This window comes from Streptomyces paradoxus, assembly GCF_014202475.1.
Lineage (GTDB): Bacteria > Actinomycetota > Actinomycetes > Streptomycetales > Streptomycetaceae > Streptomyces > Streptomyces paradoxus.
Window position 1 is genome coordinate 1 of record NZ_JACHGV010000009.1, and the last position, 16,421, is coordinate 16,421.

General features: G+C 71.6%; 18 protein-coding genes. 9 read left to right on the forward strand and 9 right to left on the reverse strand.

Annotated features, from left to right (window positions below; translation table 11 throughout):
• Positions 1-267 precede the first annotated feature (267 nt).
• Positions 268-1,893, reverse strand: a complete 1,626-nt coding sequence (locus HNR57_RS26940; protein WP_184563780.1) for a monocarboxylic acid transporter — start codon at positions 1,891-1,893, stop codon at positions 268-270.
• On the reverse strand, positions 1,890-2,246 hold the full coding sequence (locus tag HNR57_RS26945; protein ID WP_031104157.1) for a DUF485 domain-containing protein: 357 nt from the start codon (positions 2,244-2,246) through the stop codon (positions 1,890-1,892). Before HNR57_RS26945 ends, HNR57_RS26940 begins: the two co-directional genes overlap by 4 nt.
• A gap of 254 nt (positions 2,247-2,500) precedes the next feature.
• Here HNR57_RS26945 and HNR57_RS26950 point away from each other — a divergent pair, with 254 nt between their 5' ends.
• From HNR57_RS26950 to HNR57_RS26985, 8 genes are all read left to right on the forward strand, one after another.
• Positions 2,501-4,030, forward strand: a complete 1,530-nt coding sequence (locus tag HNR57_RS26950) for a S8 family peptidase (RefSeq protein ID WP_184563782.1) — start codon at positions 2,501-2,503, stop codon at positions 4,028-4,030.
• Positions 4,031-4,092: 62 nt separating this feature from the next.
• On the forward strand, positions 4,093-5,619 hold the full coding sequence (locus tag HNR57_RS26955) for a S8 family peptidase (protein WP_184563784.1): 1,527 nt from the start codon (positions 4,093-4,095) through the stop codon (positions 5,617-5,619).
• A 154-nt stretch (positions 5,620-5,773) separates the two neighbouring features.
• Complete coding sequence (locus tag HNR57_RS26960) at positions 5,774-6,784, forward strand: CopD family protein (protein WP_184563786.1); 1,011 nt, start codon at positions 5,774-5,776, stop codon at positions 6,782-6,784.
• Between the two features lie 179 nt (positions 6,785-6,963).
• Positions 6,964-7,965 (forward strand): DEDDh family exonuclease, encoded by a 1,002-nt coding sequence (locus HNR57_RS26965; RefSeq protein WP_184563788.1) that lies wholly within the window; start codon positions 6,964-6,966, stop codon positions 7,963-7,965.
• Between the two features lie 98 nt (positions 7,966-8,063).
• Positions 8,064-8,297 carry a metallothionein gene (locus tag HNR57_RS26970; protein ID WP_078625432.1) on the forward strand — a complete coding sequence of 78 codons (234 nt, stop codon included), beginning with the start codon at positions 8,064-8,066 and terminating at the stop codon, positions 8,295-8,297.
• Between the two features lie 49 nt (positions 8,298-8,346).
• Positions 8,347-9,144 carry an SURF1 family cytochrome oxidase biogenesis protein gene (locus HNR57_RS26975; RefSeq protein ID WP_313674872.1) on the forward strand — a complete coding sequence of 266 codons (798 nt, stop codon included), beginning with the start codon at positions 8,347-8,349 and terminating at the stop codon, positions 9,142-9,144.
• Positions 9,145-9,283: 139 nt separating this feature from the next.
• Positions 9,284-11,068, forward strand: coding sequence for a glycoside hydrolase family 15 protein (locus tag HNR57_RS26980; protein ID WP_184563792.1), 1,785 nt, complete (start codon positions 9,284-9,286; stop codon positions 11,066-11,068).
• Between the two features lie 5 nt (positions 11,069-11,073).
• The gene (locus HNR57_RS26985; RefSeq protein ID WP_184563794.1) at positions 11,074-11,829 is read left to right on the forward strand and encodes an SDR family oxidoreductase; all 756 of its coding nucleotides are present in this window, start codon (positions 11,074-11,076) and stop codon (positions 11,827-11,829) included.
• A 21-nt stretch (positions 11,830-11,850) separates the two neighbouring features.
• Here HNR57_RS26985 and amaP read toward each other — a convergent pair whose 3' ends face one another.
• The 5 genes from amaP to HNR57_RS27010 are packed head-to-tail and all read right to left on the reverse strand — an operon-like array spanning position 11,851 to position 14,206.
• Complete coding sequence (gene amaP / locus HNR57_RS26990) at positions 11,851-12,438, reverse strand: alkaline shock response membrane anchor protein AmaP (protein ID WP_184563796.1); 588 nt, start codon at positions 12,436-12,438, stop codon at positions 11,851-11,853.
• Positions 12,435-13,118 (reverse strand): DUF6286 domain-containing protein, encoded by a 684-nt coding sequence (locus HNR57_RS26995; protein ID WP_184563798.1) that lies wholly within the window; start codon positions 13,116-13,118, stop codon positions 12,435-12,437. Before HNR57_RS26995 ends, amaP begins: the two co-directional genes overlap by 4 nt.
• Positions 13,115-13,498, reverse strand: a complete 384-nt coding sequence (locus tag HNR57_RS27000; protein ID WP_184563800.1) for an Asp23/Gls24 family envelope stress response protein — start codon at positions 13,496-13,498, stop codon at positions 13,115-13,117. Before HNR57_RS27000 ends, HNR57_RS26995 begins: the two co-directional genes overlap by 4 nt.
• Positions 13,495-13,683: a hypothetical protein gene (locus tag HNR57_RS27005; protein WP_031142734.1), complete on the reverse strand. Its 189-nt coding sequence runs from the start codon at positions 13,681-13,683 to the stop codon at positions 13,495-13,497. The genes HNR57_RS27000 and HNR57_RS27005 overlap by 4 nt, the downstream gene beginning before the upstream one ends.
• Before the next feature lie 49 nt (positions 13,684-13,732).
• Positions 13,733-14,206, reverse strand: coding sequence for an Asp23/Gls24 family envelope stress response protein (locus HNR57_RS27010; protein ID WP_184563802.1), 474 nt, complete (start codon positions 14,204-14,206; stop codon positions 13,733-13,735).
• Between the two features lie 83 nt (positions 14,207-14,289).
• Between HNR57_RS27010 and HNR57_RS27015 the strand changes: the two genes are divergently transcribed.
• Complete coding sequence (locus tag HNR57_RS27015) at positions 14,290-15,009, forward strand: nucleopolyhedrovirus P10 family protein (protein ID WP_184563804.1); 720 nt, start codon at positions 14,290-14,292, stop codon at positions 15,007-15,009.
• Between the two features lie 35 nt (positions 15,010-15,044).
• Here the strand turns inward: HNR57_RS27015 and HNR57_RS27020 are convergent, their stop codons facing one another.
• Both HNR57_RS27020 and HNR57_RS27025 read right to left on the reverse strand, forming a co-directional pair.
• Positions 15,045-15,848: an enoyl-CoA hydratase/isomerase family protein gene (locus HNR57_RS27020; protein WP_184563806.1), complete on the reverse strand. Its 804-nt coding sequence runs from the start codon at positions 15,846-15,848 to the stop codon at positions 15,045-15,047.
• Positions 15,849-15,998: 150 nt separating this feature from the next.
• Complete coding sequence (locus HNR57_RS27025; protein ID WP_010037790.1) at positions 15,999-16,217, reverse strand: helix-turn-helix domain-containing protein; 219 nt, start codon at positions 16,215-16,217, stop codon at positions 15,999-16,001.
• Between the last annotated feature and the right edge of the window lie 204 nt (positions 16,218-16,421).

Sequence of the window (16,421 nt, forward strand, 5' to 3'; positions counted from 1 at the left end):
TCCTCGGGCATGCAGTACGTACAGCGCAGATTGCACCGGTCGGTCAGCGAGACCCTCAGGTCGGTGGCCACCCGGCCGTAGGTGTCGATGAGCACGTGGGCCCCCTCCCTCGTCGCGGATCGTGCGTGCGGCACTGTTTTCTCCGACACCCGCGAGCCTACGTGACACCACCGACAACGCCACAGACCCGATCCCACGACGCGGGACGCGGCCGTGCCGCAGGGACCTGGAGGTTCCTACGACACGGCCGCGCGGGAGGGGTCGTGCTCAGTGGGCTCCGGTGCCGGTCAGGGACCGGACCTCCAGCTCCGCGTACTTCTTGGCGTCGGGCTCCTCCTTGGACAGGACCGTGCCGAGCCAGCCCATGAGGAAGCCGAACGGGATGGAGATGATGCCCGGGTTCTTCAGCGGGAACCAGGCGAAGTCGACCTCGGGGAACATCGCCTTGGGGTCGCCGGAGACGACGGGCGAGAACAGCACCAGGCCGACGGCGACGATCAGACCGCCGTAGATCGACCACAGGGCGCCCTGGGTGGTGAACCGCTTCCAGAACAGGCTGTAGAGGATCGTCGGCAGGTTGGCGGAGGCCGCGACCGCGAAGGCGAGCGCGACCAGGCCGGCCACGTTCAGGTCGCGGGCGAGGGCTCCGAGGCCGATGGAGACGACACCGATGAAGACGGTCGCCCAGCGGGCGGCGCGCACTTCCTCGGCGCCGGAGGCCTTCCCCTTGCGGATGACGTTGGCGTAGATGTCGTGCGCGAAGGACGACGAGGAGGCGAGGGTGAGGCCGGCCACCACGGCGAGGATGGTCGCGAAGGCCACCGCCGAGATCGTGGCGAGCAGGATCGCGCCCCAGGTCGAGTCGACGCCGCCCAGGTGCAGGGCGAGCAGGGGTGCCGCGGTGTTGCCGGACGGGTTGGACGCGATGATCTCTTCCTGCGAGATGAGCGCGGCGGCGCCGAAGCCCAGCGCGATGGTCATCAGGTAGAAGCCGCCGATGATGCCGATCGCCCAGTTCACGGACTTCCGGGCGGCCTTGGCGTCGGGCACGGTGTAGAAGCGGATCAGGATGTGCGGCAGGCCGGCGGTGCCGAGCACCAGGGCGATGCCGAGGGAGATGAAGTCCAGCTTGGAGGTGCCGGTCGCGCCGTACTGGAGGCCGGGCTCCAGGAAGGCGGCGCCCTTGCCGCTGTTCTCGGCGGCCGTGCCGAGCAGGTCGGAGATGTTGAAGTTGAACTTCAGCAGCACCAGGAAGGTGATCAGGATGGTGCCGCCGATGAGCAGCACGGCCTTGATCATCTGGACCCAGGTGGTGCCCTTCATGCCGCCGATGGAAACGTAGACGATCATCAGGATGCCGACGAGGGCGACGATGAGGATCTTGCCCGCGTCGGAGGTGATGCCGAGCAGCAGCGAGACGAGGACGCCCGCTCCGGCCATCTGGGCCAGCAGGTAGAAGATCGACACGACGATGGTGGAGGTGCCGGCGGCGGTGCGGACCGGGCGCTGGCGCATGCGGTACGCGAGGACGTCGCCCATGGTGTAGCGGCCGGAGTTGCGCAGCGGCTCGGCCACCAGGAGCAGGGCCACGAGCCAGGCGACCAGGAAGCCGATGGAGTAGAGGAAGCCGTCGTATCCGAAGAGGGCGATGGCGCCCGCGATGCCGAGGAAGGACGCGGCGGACATGTAGTCGCCGGAGACGGCGAGGCCGTTCTGGAAGGCGCTGAACTGGCGGCCACCGGCGTAGAAGTCGGCTGCGTCCTTGGTCTGGCGGCCCGCCCAGATGGTGATGCCGAGGGTGGCGACGACGAACAGCGCGAACAGGGTGATGATCAGCGGGCGGTGCTCGCTGGCCTCGTTCGCGGCGAGGAAGGTCTGCTGTACGGGGCTCATGCGCCGCTCTCCATCCGGGTCTTGATGGCCTCGGCCTTGGGGTCGAGCTTCGCGGCGGCGTGCCGCGAGTACCACCAGGCGATGAGGAACGTGGTGACGAACTGGGCGACGCCGAGGACGAAGGCGACGTTGATGTTGCCGAACAGCTTGGTGCCCATGAAGCCGCCCGCGTAGTTCGAGAGCAGCACGTACAGCAGGTACCAGGCGATGAAGCCGACGGTCAGCGGGAAGGCGAAGGAGCGGTAGGAGCGGCGCAGTTCACCGAACTCCGCGCTCTCCTGCACCTCCGCGAACTCCTCGGGTGAGGGGAGCTTGTGTTGCTCTTTCGAGGGGGGCGGTGCGTCGGTGGCCACGGAGTCTCCTCGCAATGACGGAAGCGGTCGGGAACGGGGGCGGAGGCGAGAGTCCTCGCGCTCCTTGTTCAACGTCACGGCGGCACGTGAGAACCGGTTCAACCGCCCGGCGTTCTTTCCGAAGTCGTTTCGACAAAGCGTTGCTGGCCAGCGAGAGGCCGGGATAGCTTCACCCTGCACCACCACGTCATGTACCTGCCCGAGCACCACCTGTGCCTCGGGCCGGTTTCGTTTCCGGAGGATGTGGAGACCCCATGTCTCACTTGCGTTCCAGACGCCGGCTCGCTCTCGCCGTGCCCGTCGCGCTGTCCCTGACGGCCTCTCTGGGCTTCCTGCCTGCCGCCGCGTCGGCGGCCCCGCAGGCGGCGCCGGCCACCCGGACGGCGGACGCGCCGAACCTGGCGTACGTCGTCAACACCAAGGTTGACCGCCACACGATCGCCTCGGTGCAGAAGGCGATCGGGAAGGCCGGCGGTTCGGTCGTGGCCACGTACCAGCGGATCGGCGTGATCGTCGTCCACTCCTCGAACCCCGACTTCGCCAAGACCATTCGCAAGGCCCGCGGGGTCCAGTCGGCGGGTGCGACGCGGACGGCGCCGCTGGCGGCCGCGGGGACGAAGGAGGAGGGCGCGGTCGAGTACCTGACGGCCGCCCAGGCGAAGCGCACCGAGGCCGCCTCGGCGAAGACGCCCGAGAGCGAGCCCCTCGAAGCGGACCAGTGGGACCTGCGGGCGATCGGCGCCGACAAGGCCGCATCGATCAACCCGGGCAGCAGCAAGGTGACCGTCGCCGTGATCGACACGGGCGTGGACGACACCCACCCCGACATCGCCCCGAACTTCTCCGCGTCGCAGTCCGCCAACTGCGCCGGCGGCAAGCCCGACACCAGCGAGGGCGCCTGGCGGCCGTACACGCCCGAGGACTACCACGGCACGCATGTCGCCGGTGAGATAGCCGCCGCCCGCAACGGAATCGGCGTCGCCGGTGTCGCTCCCGGTGTGAAGGTGTCCAGCATCAACGTGACCGACCGGGCGAACGGCCTCTTCTACCCGGAGAGCGTCGTCTGCGCGTTCGTGTTCGCCGCCGACCACGGCGTCGAGATCACGAACAACAGCTACTACGTCGACCCGTGGCTGTACAACTGCATGGACGACCCGGACCAGCGGGCCGTCGTCGACGCGGTCAACCGGGCGCAGCTGTACGCCCAGAAGAAGGGCACGCTGAACGTCGCCGCGGCGGGCAACTCCAACCACGACCTGGACGCGGACGCGATCGTCGACGACTCCAGCCCGAACGACACCACGCCCGCCGAGCGCACCATCGACCCCCACGAGTGCTTCGACATACCGACCCAGCTGCCGGGTGTCGTCACGGTGAGCTCCACGGGCGTCGACAACGAGAAGTCGTACTTCTCGACGTACGGCGAGGGTGTCGTGGACGTCGCGGCGCCGGGTGGTGACCGTCGCTACCAGATCCCGGACACGCCCTCGAAGGACGGCCGCATCCTGTCCACCATGCCGAACGGCGCGTGGGGCTTCCTGCAGGGCACCTCGATGGCCTCGCCGCACGCCTCCGGCGTCGCCGCGCTGCTGAAGTCCAAGCACCCCTGGGCCTCCCCGGCCCAGCTCCAGGCCCTGCTGAAGGCGCAGGCCGACGAGACCGCCTGCCCCGCCTCCTACGACCAGGACGGCGACGGCACGCAGGACGCGGTCTGCGAGGGCGGCGAACGCCTCAACGGCTTCTACGGCCACGGCATCGTCAACGCGCTGCGCGCGGTCAAGTGACCCGGCTCGCCACCGAGACCCTCCGCAAGATCAGCACGTACCGCGAACGAACTGGAGACACCATGACTGCGCCGTACGCGCGCTATCGCCGTGCCGTCGCGATCCCGGCCGGGATGGCCATGGCCACGGCCCTCGCGTTCCTGCCGAACACCATGGCGACGGCCGCCGAGGACGCCCCGGCTCCCGCGTCGGCCCGGGCCGACGCGACGCCGCTCAGCTACGTCGTCAACGTCAAGCCGGGGCACCGCACTTCGGCGTACGTGAAGAAGGCCGTCGCCAAGGCCGGCGGCACGGTCGTGACGTCGTACGACCAGATCGGCGTCATCGTCGTCCACTCCTCGAACGCCGACTTCGCCAAGACCATCCGCACGGTGCGCGGTGTGCAGTCGGCGGGCGCCACCCGTACCGCGCCGCTGCCCTCGGCGTCGACGGGCGACCTGGGCGCGCCGAAGGTACTGAGCGCGGCCGAGGTCGCACGGGCCGAAGCCCCCGCCGGACAGGACCCGCTGCAGCCGCAGCAGTGGGACCTGCCCGCCATCAAGGCGGACAAGGCGCACGAGAAGTCGCTGGGCAGCGAGAAGGTCACGGTCGCCGTGATCGACACCGGCGTCGACGACACGCACCCCGACATCGCGCCCAACTTCGACCGCGAGGCGTCGGTCAACTGTGTGTCGGGCAAGCCGGACACGGCCGACGGGGCCTGGCGGCCGAGTGCCGCGGAGAGCCCGCACGGCACGCACGTCGCCGGTGAGATCGCCGCCGCGAAGAACGGCGTCGGCATGACCGGTGTCGCGCCCGGGGTGAAGGTCTCCGGCATCAAGGTGTCCACCACGGCCGGCTTCTTCTACACCGAGGCCGTGGTGTGCGGCTTCGTGTGGGCGGCCGAGCACGGGGTCGACGTGACGAACAACAGCTATTACACGGACCCCTGGTACTTCAACTGCAAGAACGACCCGGACCAGAAGGCGCTCGTGGACGCCGTCACGCGGGCCGCGAAGTACGCGGAGAGGAAGGGCGCGGTCAACGTCGCCGCGGCCGGCAACGAGAACTACGACCTCGCCTCGGACGAGATCACCGACCCGTCGTCCCCGAACGACAGCACGCCGGGCGCCCGGGTCGTCGACCCGTCGGAGTGCCTCGACATCCCGACCCAGCTGCCGGGTGTCGTCACGGTCGCCTCGACGGGCGCGAAGGGCATCAAGTCGTCGTTCTCGAACTACGGTCTGGGCGTGGCGGACATAGCCGCCCCGGGCGGTGACTCGACCGCCTACCAGAAGCCGGAGGCGCCGGCCACGAGCGGCCTCATCCTGGGCACGCTGCCGGGCGGCAAGTGGGGCTACATGGCCGGTACGTCGATGGCGTCCCCGCACGTCGCGGGCGTCGCCGCCCTCATCAAGTCGACGCACCCGTACGCCTCCCCGGCCCTGGTGAAGGCCCTGCTGTACGCGGAGGCGGACGCCACGCCGTGCACGGACCCGTACGACATCAACGCGGACGGCAAGATCGACGCGGTGTGCGAGGGCTCCAAGAACCGCAACGGCTTCTACGGCTGGGGCATCGCGGACGCGCTGGACGCGGTGACCAAGTAGAGCCCGTGCGAAGGCGGAACGGGCCGGGCGGGGGTACCTGCCCGGCCCGTTCCGGCATCAGGAGGTGCGGCTGTGGTGGCCCGTCGCGTCCCGGGGCGGTTGAGGGCGTTCCGCTGACTTGCCCGGCCGTGTGGAGGTTGGTGAAGATCCTGGGGTGACTTCGCCAAGACCCATACCCCGGGTGACCGATGCGCGCGGGCCGCTGCGGCCCACCGGTGCGGGCCGGGCCGTCGCCGTCCTGGTGCTGGTGGCACTGGCCGCGCTGATCCCGCTGCTCGGCCCGTCCGCGGCGCTGCACGGTACCGGGGAGGCCGAAGCGCCCGGCGCCGGCGGCATAGCCCTGCTGCGCACCGTGCTGTTCGCGGCGCTGTGCATACCCGTGGGCGAGCTGTTCGTGAACCGGCTGGCGCGTTCGCTGCCCGCTACGGAGGGGCACCCGGCTGTGCCCCGCAGCTGGTCCCCCTTCGCGGCCGCCGCCGGTTTCGCCGCCGCCCTGGGGCTCGCCTCGGTCGTGGCCACCGGCAATCTCGTGCCGGACCAGGTGGCGGACATCGACGCCGGCGGGCTCTACGCGTCCCGGGACGGCAAGCTCGCCCTGCTGGAGGTCAACGCGTTCCTCGTGGCGGGACTGTGCGCCGTGTCGCGCCGGCCGGTCACGCAGGTGTGTCCGCTGGCCGCCGTGGTCGTCGCCGAGGCCCTGCGCGCGCACCCGACCACCGAGTACAGCCCGCTGGCCGGCTCCGCGCTGACGCTCGTCCATCTGACCTGCGCGGCACTGTGGGCGGGCGGCCTGCTGCACGCGCTGCGCGTCCTCCGGCTGTGGCCCGGCACGGCGGGCGCCGCCCTGCTGGGTCTCTACGCGCGCGTGGCGGTCGTGCTGCTCGCCGCCATCACCGCGACGGGCGTGTGCAGTTCACTGCGCCGGATGCCGCCGGAGACGATCCTGGAGCAGCTGACGGGAACGGCGTACGGGCGCGCACTGCTCGCCAAGGTGCTCCTCGTGGCGGTCGTCGCCGCCCTCGCGCTGTGGGCCCGGCGGCGGCTGCGCAGGGCGGCCGACCCGCTGACCGCCTGTGCGCCGGCCCGGGCGGAGGTGGCCGTCCTGGGTCTGGCGGTCGCGGCGTCCGGACTGCTGACGGCGCTTCCGGTGCCGATCCGCTGGTGACCGCGGGGCGTCCCGTCGCGGCGCGCGACCCTCGGGGCCGTGGTGATCGACTGAGCATCGATCAGACGTACGCACCGCGAACGGACAGACCGGACAACCCGCCTGAGGGAGCATCGGGAGGCCCTTCGGGCCCACCTGGCGGACGGCGGTGTCAGTCGCGGCCCGTATCCTCAGGGACCATGCTGGAAGACCTGACGACCGCAGTGTTCTCGGCCACGCCGTGGCCGGCCGCGTACCCCAAGGGGTACGCGGTCGTTGACGTCGAGACCACGGGCCTGGCCCGGGACGACCGCATCATCTCCGCGGCGGTCTACCGGCTGGACCAGCGCGGCGAGGTCGAGGACCACTGGTACACGACGGTCAACCCCGAGCGCGACCCGGGCCCCGTGTGGATCCACGGACTGACGAGCGAGGCCCTCGAAGGGGCACCCCTCTTCCCGGACATCGCCGAGGAGTTCACCGCCCGGCTGGAGGGGCGGGTGCTCGTCGCGCACAACGCCGTCTTCGACTGGCAGATGATCGCCCGGGAGTACGCACGCGCCGAGCGCGAGGCACCGGTGCGGCAGCGGCTGTGCACCATCGCACTGTCCAAGGAGCTCGGGCTGCCGCTGCCCAACCACAAGCTGGAGTCCCTCGCCGCGCACTTCGGCGTCGTCCAGCAGCGGGCGCACCACGCGCTGGACGACGCGCGCGTGCTGGCGGAGGCGTTCCGGCCGAGCCTGCGGGCCGCGGCGGCGAACAACGTACGGCTGCCGCTGCACGAGTGCCGGCCGCTGACCGAGTGGACGGACCGGCCCGCCGCGCCCCGCATCGGGCAGCAGGCGGGCCCCGGCGGCTACGGCGGCTACCGGCCGAGCAGTTGGCGCCCCTCCCGCAAGCGCCCCGCCTGCCCCTACCCCAACCCCGGGCGCTACGAGGCGGGCGGGCGGCTCAAGCAGGGCATGCGGGTCGCCTTCTCCGGTGACACCTCCACCGAGCGGGACCTGCTGGAGGACCGCGCGACCGAGGCCGGGCTGCATGTGGCCACGAGCCTGTCCCGGCTGACCAGCCTGCTCGTCACGAACGACCCGGACTCGGGCACGTCCAAGGTCGTCAAGGCCCGGCAGTTCGGCACGCCGGTCGTGGACGAGGCGGCCTTCGGGCAGCTCCTCTCGGACGTGGAGCCCGCGTCGGACGGGTGATCGTACGCCGGAGGCGTGACCGTACGGACGGGTGATTGCCGGGCGACTCGCCCGGCGGCCGCTCGCCCCCGCGAGAAGGACGGCTCACCCTGTGGCGCATGGCGACCTGTGAGGTATGTGGCAATCAGTACGGAATGACCTTCGAGGTGCACGCGCAGGGCGCGGTGCACGTCTTCGACTGCTTCTCCTGTGCGATCCACCGCATGGCCCCCATCTGCGAGCACTGCCGGGTGCAGATCATCGGCCAGGGCGTCGAGGTCGAGGGCCACTGGTACTGCGGCGCCCACTGCGCCCGCGCGGAAGGAAAGGTAGGAATCGTCGACAAGGTGTGAACCCGTACCCACCTCAATGCACCCCACGACCGAGTTGTACGGTCGTGGGGTGTACCGCTTCCTGATGTCCCGGCAGTGGGTGATCCTCACGTTGATCGCCCTGCTGCTCATCCCCACGATGATCAGGCTGGGCATCTGGCAGATGCACCGCTACGACGAGCGCACCGCCCGGAACCAGCTGGTCACCGACGCGCTGGCGGCCGAGCCGGCGCCCGTGGAGAAGCTGACGGCACCCGGACACACCGTGACCAGCACCGAGCGGTACCGGACCGTGACGGCGAAAGGCCGCTTCGACACGAAGGACGAGGTCGTCGTCCGGCGCCGCACCAACTCCGACGACGAGGTCGGCTACCACGTGCTGACCCCCTTCGTCCTGGACGACGGCAAGGTGCTGCTGGTCAACCGGGGGTGGATCCCCTCCGACGGCCCGAGCCAGACCGCGTTCCCGAAGGTCCCCGCACCGCCGAGCGGCGAGGTCACCGTCGAGGGGCGGCTGATGCCCGACGAGACGACCGCGGCGAGCGGCATCAAGAACCTCCAGGGCCTGCCGGACCGGCAGATCATGCTGATCAACAGCGAGCAGCAGGCCCGTCGCCTGGACGCGACGGTTCTCGGGGGCTACATCTCCCAGACGGCTCCCGAGCCCAAGGGCGACACCCCGGAGCTGCTGGGCGACCCCGGCAAGGAGGACGCCGCGCTGAACTACGCGTACGCCATCCAGTGGTGGCTGTTCTCCGCGGCCGTCCCGGTCGGCTGGGTGGTCCTGGCCCGCCGTGAGGCGCGGGAGCGGGCCCAGAAGGCGGCCGATCGGTCCGGCACGACGGAGTCCGAGCCGGCGACGGTGTAGACGCCACCGGCGCGCGCGGGCGGGAGCCTGAACCGGGCCGGGGGTGTCCAGCGCGGCCCCGCCCTCGACGCCCGGGGGCACTTCACTCCCCCGGCCCCCGCCCTGATTGTCACACCGAGTTGCCGGGAACCCGCACTCCGTGGACCCCAGCATCGAGGACTACGCGCTCATCGGCGACGAGCAGACCGCGGCCCTGGTCGGTACGGACGGATCCGTCGACTGGTTGTGCCTGCCCCGCTTCGACTCGGCCGCCTGCTTCGCCAGACTGCTCGGTGACGAGGACAACGGGTACTGGCGCATCGCCCCCGTGGGGGCGGACCACTGCACCCGGCGGGCCTACCGCCGCGACACCCTGGTCCTGGACACCGAGTGGGAGACGGAGCAAGGGGCGGTCCGGGTCACCGACCTGATGCCCCAGCGCGACCGCGCCCCCGACCTCGTACGCGTCGTCGAGGGCCTCGACGGCGAGGTGACCCTCCACAGCGTCCTGAAGCTGCGCTTCGACTACGGCTCGATCATCCCCTGGGTGCGCCGGTCCGACGGCCACCGCGTCGCCGTCGCCGGTCCGGACTCGACCTGGCTGCGCAGCGAGCCGCACGTGACCAGCTGGGGGGAGGACTTCGGCACGCACGCGGAGTTCACCGTCAAGAAGGGGGAAAAGGTCGCGTTCGTCCTGACCTGGCACCCCTCCCACGAGCCGCGCCCACCGCTCGTCGACCCGTACGACGCACTGCGCCACAGCGTGGAGGACTGGCGGGCCTGGGTGTCGCGCTGCCGCTACGACGGCCCGTACCGGGACGCCGTCGTCCGCTCCCTGATCACCCTCAAGGCGCTCACCTACGCCCCGACGGGCGGCATCGTCGCCGCCCCCACCACCTCACTCCCGGAGGAGCCGGGCGGGGTGCGCAACTGGGACTACCGCTACTGCTGGCTGCGCGACTCCACCCTCACCCTGAACGCGCTGCTCGCCGCGGGCTACCAGGAGGAAGCCGAGGCCTGGCGGAACTGGCTGTTGCGCGCGGTCGCCGGCGACCCGGCGGACCTGCAGATCATGTACGGCGTGGCGGGCGAGCGGCGGCTGCCCGAGTTCGAGCTGCCGTGGCTCTCCGGCTTCGCCCGGTCCGCCCCCGTACGCATCGGCAACGACGCCGTGAAGCAGCTCCAGCTGGACGTCTGGGGCGAGGTCATGGACTCCCTGTCCCTCGCCCGCGAGTCGGGCCTGTCCGCCCAGCCCGACGTGTGGGCGCTGCAGACGGCCCTGATGGACTTCCTGCGGAACAACTGGCGGCAGCCGGACGAGGGGCTGTGGGAGGTGCGCGCCGGGCGGCGCCAGTTCGTGCACTCGAAGGTGATGGTGTGGGTGGCCGCCGACCGCGCCGTCCGCACCCTGGAGCACCACCCGGAGCTGGACGGCGACCTGGACGGCTGGCGGGCGCTGCGCGACGAGGTGCACCAGGAGGTGTGCGAGAAGGGCTACGACCCGGAACGCAACACCTTCACGCAGTCCTACGGCTCACGCGAACTGGACGCGGCGCTGCTGCTCATCCCGCGCGTCGGGTTCCTGCCGCCGGACGATCCGCGGGTGATCGGCACCATCGAGGCGGTCCGCGAGGAACTGACCCACGGCGGCTTCCTGCGCCGCTACAGCACGGCCGACGCGGACGTGGACGGGCTGCCCGGCGGCGAGGGCGTGTTCCTGGTGTGCTCGTTCTGGCTCGCGGACGCCCTGTACATGACGGGGCGCACGAAGGAGGCCCGCGAGCTGTTCGAGCGGCTGGCGGGGCTCGCCAACGACGTCGGCCTGCTGTCCGAGGAGTTCGACCCGGTGGCCGGCCGGCACCTCGGCAACTTCCCGCAGGCCTTCAGCCACATCGGGCTGGTGAACACCGCCCTCGCCCTGTTCGGTGGGGACGGGGCAGGATAGGGACCATGGATCTTGGACTGAAGGACCGGGTGTACGTCGTCACCGGAGCCACGCGCGGCCTCGGCAACGCCACCGCGCGTCAGCTCGTCGCGGACGGGGCGAAGGTGGTCGTCTCGGGGCGGGACGACAAGAGCGTCGCCGAGGCGGCGGCCGAGCTGGGACCGAACGCGGTCGGCGTGGCCGTCGACAACGCGGACCCGGACGCGGCGGCCATGCTGATCGGCGCCGCGCGGGAGCACTTCGGCCGTTTCAACGGCGTCCTCGTCAGCGTGGGCGGGCCGCCGGCCGGGTTCGTCGCGGACAACACGGACGAGCAGTGGCAGACGGCGTTCGAGTCGGTGTTCCTCGGCGCGGTCCGGCTGGCCCGCGCCGCGGCCGCCGAGATGGAGGCCGGGGGTGTCATCGGTTTCGTGCTGTCCGGGTCGGTCTACGAGCCGATCCCGGGGCTGACCATCTCCAACGGGCTGCGGCCCGGGCTGGCGGGCTTCGCCAAGTCGCTCTCCGACGAGCTGGGGCCGCGGGGCATCAGGGTGGTCGGTGTCCTGCCCGGGCGGATCGACACCGACCGGGTGCGGCAGCTGGACGCGCTGTCGGCGGATCCCGAGGCGACCCGGGCGGCGTCGGAGTCGCGGATTCCGCTGCGGCGGTACGGGGCTCCGGAGGAGTTCGGGCGGGTGGCGGCGTTCCTGATGTCGCCGGCGGCCTCCTATCTGACCGGGGTCATGGTGCCGGTCGACGGTGGCGCGCGGCACGGGTTCTGACGGGTCGCATGCAACCCCTGCTCAGCTCACCCGTTCGGCACCGTGCTTGACCCCCTTCAGCCTCACCTCCGCCGGGAGCGAGGCGAGCCCCGCCGACGTCCTGGCATGGGTGAGGGCGCCGGTCGTGAAGTCGTTCAGGGCCGTCCCCGGGTTCACGTGTGGCTCCAGTGCGAGACGTACGTGGGCCTCGGGGGTGCTGCGCCCGCCCTTCAGATGGGCTTGGGCTCCGTCCACGCCGTCGATGTGGTCCGCCTCCTGGGTGAGGACGTTCTCCAGGGCCCGGCCGCGCAGGAGCGCGCCTTCGCCGTCACCGGTGTCGACGAGGACCTCGGCGAGGCGGCGCCGGCGCAGGACGGCGACGAGCCACCACAGGGCGAGCAGCAGCAGGACCGCGAGGGCGGCGATGACGACCGGCCACCACCAGCCGTCGTCGCGCCAGCGGGTGCGCTCGGCATAGCTCACCAGCACGTCGTGCTTGCTGTCGTGGATCCACCACGAGGGTGCCGAGACGCCGAGGCCGACGGCCAGGACGGAGCCGCCCAGCACCAGCAGGATCAGGCCCACCAGGCCGAGGAACACGCGGTTGACGGTCCTGAGCACCGCTTTCACCCCTTCCGGCCGGGCCGCCGGACCCGCAACGACAGCGAGGGCGGCCGGGACAGCCCCAGTCCGCGGACCGCGTCGGCGAGCACGGCGTCCAGATCGGTTCGTACGTCGTCCAGTTCCCGGAAGTGCGACACGGCGCGGACGCGCGCCCGCCTCCGGCGCACCCGTACCCGTGCCGACTGCACGCCGGCCACCTCCATGGCCCGGTCCCGCAGCGCGGTGGCGGCGGCGTCCCGGTGCAGTCCGGCGCGTACGTCGGTGTGCGTGCGCCGCATCGGGAGCACGTCCCGCAGGCCGGGCGTGACGGCCAGGATCAGCAGCCAGAGGCCGAGGACGCCGGCGACCCCGGCGCCCACGAGCACCCAGGTGTCGTCCAGGGGCCGTTCGGCGAGCTGCCGGGCCAGTTCCCGGCGCCAGGCCATACCGGGGCGGCCGGCGCGCACGGAGACGATGTCGTAGAGGAACAGCCCGGTGAGGCCCAGGAGCAGCAGGGCGACGATGCCCGCGGGGACGCGGCGCGCCGACCAGAAGCGGCCCACGCGGCCCCGCTCGCCCTGGGGTTCGGGGGCGGCCGACGACTCGGACCGGTCCGAGTCGTTGCCGTCCTCCGTCTCCCGCTTGTCGAGGACGGGCAGGCGCTGCGTGCTGTCCTCGGGGGGCTGAGTGCCCTGGGGTTCGCTCATTGCGTCCTCCCCTGTACCGCGCCGAGCGCCGCGTCCAGGTGCAGGCGCTCCACCTGGACGACGACCTCCGGCACCTGCATGCCCGCCAAGGTGCTCACCCGCTCGACGACTTGATGACGCACCTTGCGGCAGCGGGCGCCGATGTCGCAGGGGTAGCCGAGTTCGAGCTGGATCCGCACGTGGGCGACCTCGTGGTGGACGACGACGGACGCGGAGGGCCGGCCGGCGTCGGGCGGCAGCGTGCCGACGGCCTCCCGGGCCGCCTGCGAGGCGATCTTCGCGACGACCCGGTCGGCGATCCGCGTCGCGCCGCGCTCGCCCGGCGGGACGACGGTCAGGGGTCTGTCGAGCGCCCCGGCCCCCGTACTCACGGGCGTCACCGCCGCCGTTCACGTTCGCGAGGACGGAAGAAGTCGCCGAACTCCAGGTCCCCGTCCAGGAACCGGCCGACGACGAAGCCGACGGCGCCCAGCGCCGCCACCAGCAGGAAGGCACCGAATCCGCCGAAATATCCGGCGAAGGCCAGCGCCATGCCGGCGATCATGCCGACCACGGCCATGCTCATGCGCTCCTCAGCTCCTCAGCCGCTGTGTCGTTGTCCGATGACCCGTGCCTCACTGGATCCGGCGCTCCGGTTCCTCTTCCTCCTCGTCCGGCAGCTTCACGTCGCTCACCGCGATGTTGACCTCGACGACCTCCAGGCCGGTCATCCGCTCCACGGCGGTGATGACGTTCTCCCGTACGTCGCGGGCCACATCGGAGATCGACACGCCGTACTCGACCACGATCTCCAGGTCGAGGGCCGCCTGCACTTCGCCGACCTCGGCCTTCACCCCGCGCGACACCGACTTGGTTCCTCCGGGCACGCGGTCGCGCACTGCTCCGAACGTGCGGGACAGGCCGCTGCCCATGGCGTGCACACCGTCGACGTCGCGGGCGGCGAGGCCGGCGATCTTCTCCACGACACCGTCCGCGATGGTCGTCCGCCCGCGGGAACCGGCGTCTCCCCCGCTGTGCTTGGCCAACGGGCTTCTGCGTACCGCCGCGGTCTCGGTCTCCCCGCCCCGGTTCTCGGTCATATCAGTCATCGCCGTACGTCCTTTTCGTCGTCCTTCGACCACCGTAAGCACGGTTGCGTGGATGCGCGCCTCTGATGCGGCAGGCTGGAGGAATGACGGCCGACCGATGGACACAAGCAGTGAGACATCAGCTGGGAATCGGCAGGCTTCTGCCGTTGGGTGACGCGCGGGACGGCGCGTGGATCGCGGAGCGGGCGGTCGAGGCGGTGCTTCGGAGCGCGGCGTGGGACGCGCCGGGCGTACGCCTCGACGCGCTCCGTGTCGTGGTCGCCGACGCGGCGGACACCGCTGAGCCGGCGGTACCCGCTCCGCCGAGCGCTCTGCCGCCCGGGCCGCTGCGGGTGACGGCGGAGTTCGCCGCGACGGCTGCGCAGCCGTTGCCGACGACGGCGTCCCTGCTGCGGGCGACGCTGGCGACCGCCGCGACCGAGCGGCTCGGTCTGACGGTGACGGAGGTGGACCTACAGGTGACGGGGCTGCTGGACGAGGGGCCCGGGGAAGCCGGGATTGCCGAGCGCCTTCCCGAGCCCCCGAGTGCCGCTCCGGCCGGGAGCGGCGACGAGGGCCGTGCGGCCGCCGCCGCGCTCGGGGTCCAGGGCGTGCTCCGTCTGACCGGCACGCTGGGCCACCCCGTGCACATCGAGGAACTCCCCCGCGAGGGCGCCGCGCTGCCGCACCGTCATGTCCGGCTGGAGCTGGCGGTGGGCGCGGACCAGCGGGCCCGGGACGTGGCCCGCGAGGTCCGGACGGTGGTCAGGAGGGCGCTGCCGGATCATCCGACGGTGGCGGTCGTGGTGAGCGCGATCGGCTGACCGCGCTCCCGGCCGGCCCGGCGGCCCGGCGGTTCTCAGTCCCCGACGCCCGCGAGGTCCCGCAGCCTGCGGGCCTGGGACTGGCGCTCCGCCGCGCGCTGCTCCTCGTAGGTGCGGTCCTGGGCGCCACGCAGCAGGGCCTTGGTCTCGATGACCGCGTCGCGGGGCGCGGCGAGCACCGCCGCGGCCAGGTCGCGCACGGTGCCGTCGAGCTGGCCGACGGGCACGGCGACGTTGGCCAGGCCGGTGTTCACGGCCTCCTCGGCCGCGACGAAGCGCCCGGTCACGCAGATCTCCAGCGCGCGGGCATAGCCGACGAGTCCCACCAGCGGATGGGTGCCCGTCAGGTCGGGCACGAGTCCGAGGCTGGTCTCGCGCATGGCGAACTGCACGTCGTCGGCGACGACGCGCAGGTCGCAGGCGAGGGCGAGCTGGAAGCCCGCCCCGATGGCGTGCCCCTGGACAGCGGCGACGGAGACGATGTCGCTGCGCCGCCACCAGGTGAACGCCTCCTGGTATTCGGCGATGGTCGCGTCCAGCTCGGCGTCGGCGCCGCGCGCGAGGTCGACGAACGACGGTTCGCCGTCGAAGCCCTCGGGCGTGAACGCCTGCCGGTCGAGCCCGGCCGAGAAGGACTTGCCCTCGGCCCGCAGCACCACAACGCGGACGGAGCCCGGCAGCTGCCGCCCGGCCTCGGTCAGCGCCCGCCACAGAGCGGGGCTCTGCGCGTTGCGCTTGGCCGGGTTGGTCAGCGTCACCGTGGCGATCGCGTCGTCGACGGTGAGCCGTACGCCGTCCTTGTCGAGTACGGGAACGAGGTCCTGGTCGGACGAAGCCATGGGACGCCTCCGATGCGTGCGGTCGTCTTGTGTGCCCCGCGACGGCTGTGACGCCGTGGCAGGCCACACTTAAGTGACTGCACAGTAACCACCCGGACGATCAGACGACCGACCGGGTGGCCACCATCGAAGCCGAGGGGCCACCCGGGGTCAGGCCGTGGCCTTTTTGCCCCGGGTCGCCCCGCCACGCCCTCGCAGCGTGACGCCCGACTCACTGAGCATGCGGTGCACAAAGCCATACGAGCGGCCGGTCTCCTCGGCCAACGCCCGGATGCTCGCACCGGCGTCGTACTTCTTCTTCAGGTCTGCCGCGAGCTTGTCGCGCGCGGCGCCGGTCACCCGGCTGCCCTTCTTCAGAGTCTCGGCCACCCGTGCCTCCTCATGGGAAGTGCGCTCTGGTCTCCTCATGATCACCCCTCCGGGCCTTGATGGCCACCCATTCGGCAAGGTCGGTGAGACAAGGTTGTGACGACGGGAGCACATCCCCACATGCGGAATATGGAGTTCCGAAGAGTGGTGTCCCTGCGGCCGAACGGATTGTTCCGGAAAAGGCCAGGTCAGAAAGGCGGCGCG

What these genes read in the sequence shown, in the direction of transcription:
- HNR57_RS26940 (WP_184563780.1), bottom strand. Translation starts at nt 1,893, where the DNA reads ATGAGCCCCGTACAGCAGACCTTCCTCGCCGCGAACGAGGCCAGCGAG.
- HNR57_RS26950 (WP_184563782.1), top strand. Translation starts at nt 2,501, where the DNA reads ATGTCTCACTTGCGTTCCAGACGCCGGCTCGCTCTCGCCGTGCCCGTC.
- HNR57_RS26955 (WP_184563784.1), top strand. Translation starts at nt 4,093, where the DNA reads ATGACTGCGCCGTACGCGCGCTATCGCCGTGCCGTCGCGATCCCGGCC.
- HNR57_RS26965 (WP_184563788.1), top strand. Translation starts at nt 6,964, where the DNA reads ATGCTGGAAGACCTGACGACCGCAGTGTTCTCGGCCACGCCGTGGCCG.
- HNR57_RS26970 (WP_078625432.1), top strand. Translation starts at nt 8,064, where the DNA reads ATGGCGACCTGTGAGGTATGTGGCAATCAGTACGGAATGACCTTCGAG.
- HNR57_RS26985 (WP_184563794.1), top strand. Translation starts at nt 11,074, where the DNA reads ATGGATCTTGGACTGAAGGACCGGGTGTACGTCGTCACCGGAGCCACG.
- HNR57_RS26995 (WP_184563798.1), bottom strand. Translation starts at nt 13,118, where the DNA reads ATGAGCGAACCCCAGGGCACTCAGCCCCCCGAGGACAGCACGCAGCGC.
- HNR57_RS27005 (WP_031142734.1), bottom strand. Translation starts at nt 13,683, where the DNA reads ATGAGCATGGCCGTGGTCGGCATGATCGCCGGCATGGCGCTGGCCTTC.
- HNR57_RS27010 (WP_184563802.1), bottom strand. Translation starts at nt 14,206, where the DNA reads ATGACTGATATGACCGAGAACCGGGGCGGGGAGACCGAGACCGCGGCG.
- HNR57_RS27015 (WP_184563804.1), top strand. Translation starts at nt 14,290, where the DNA reads ATGACGGCCGACCGATGGACACAAGCAGTGAGACATCAGCTGGGAATC.
- HNR57_RS27020 (WP_184563806.1), bottom strand. Translation starts at nt 15,848, where the DNA reads ATGGCTTCGTCCGACCAGGACCTCGTTCCCGTACTCGACAAGGACGGC.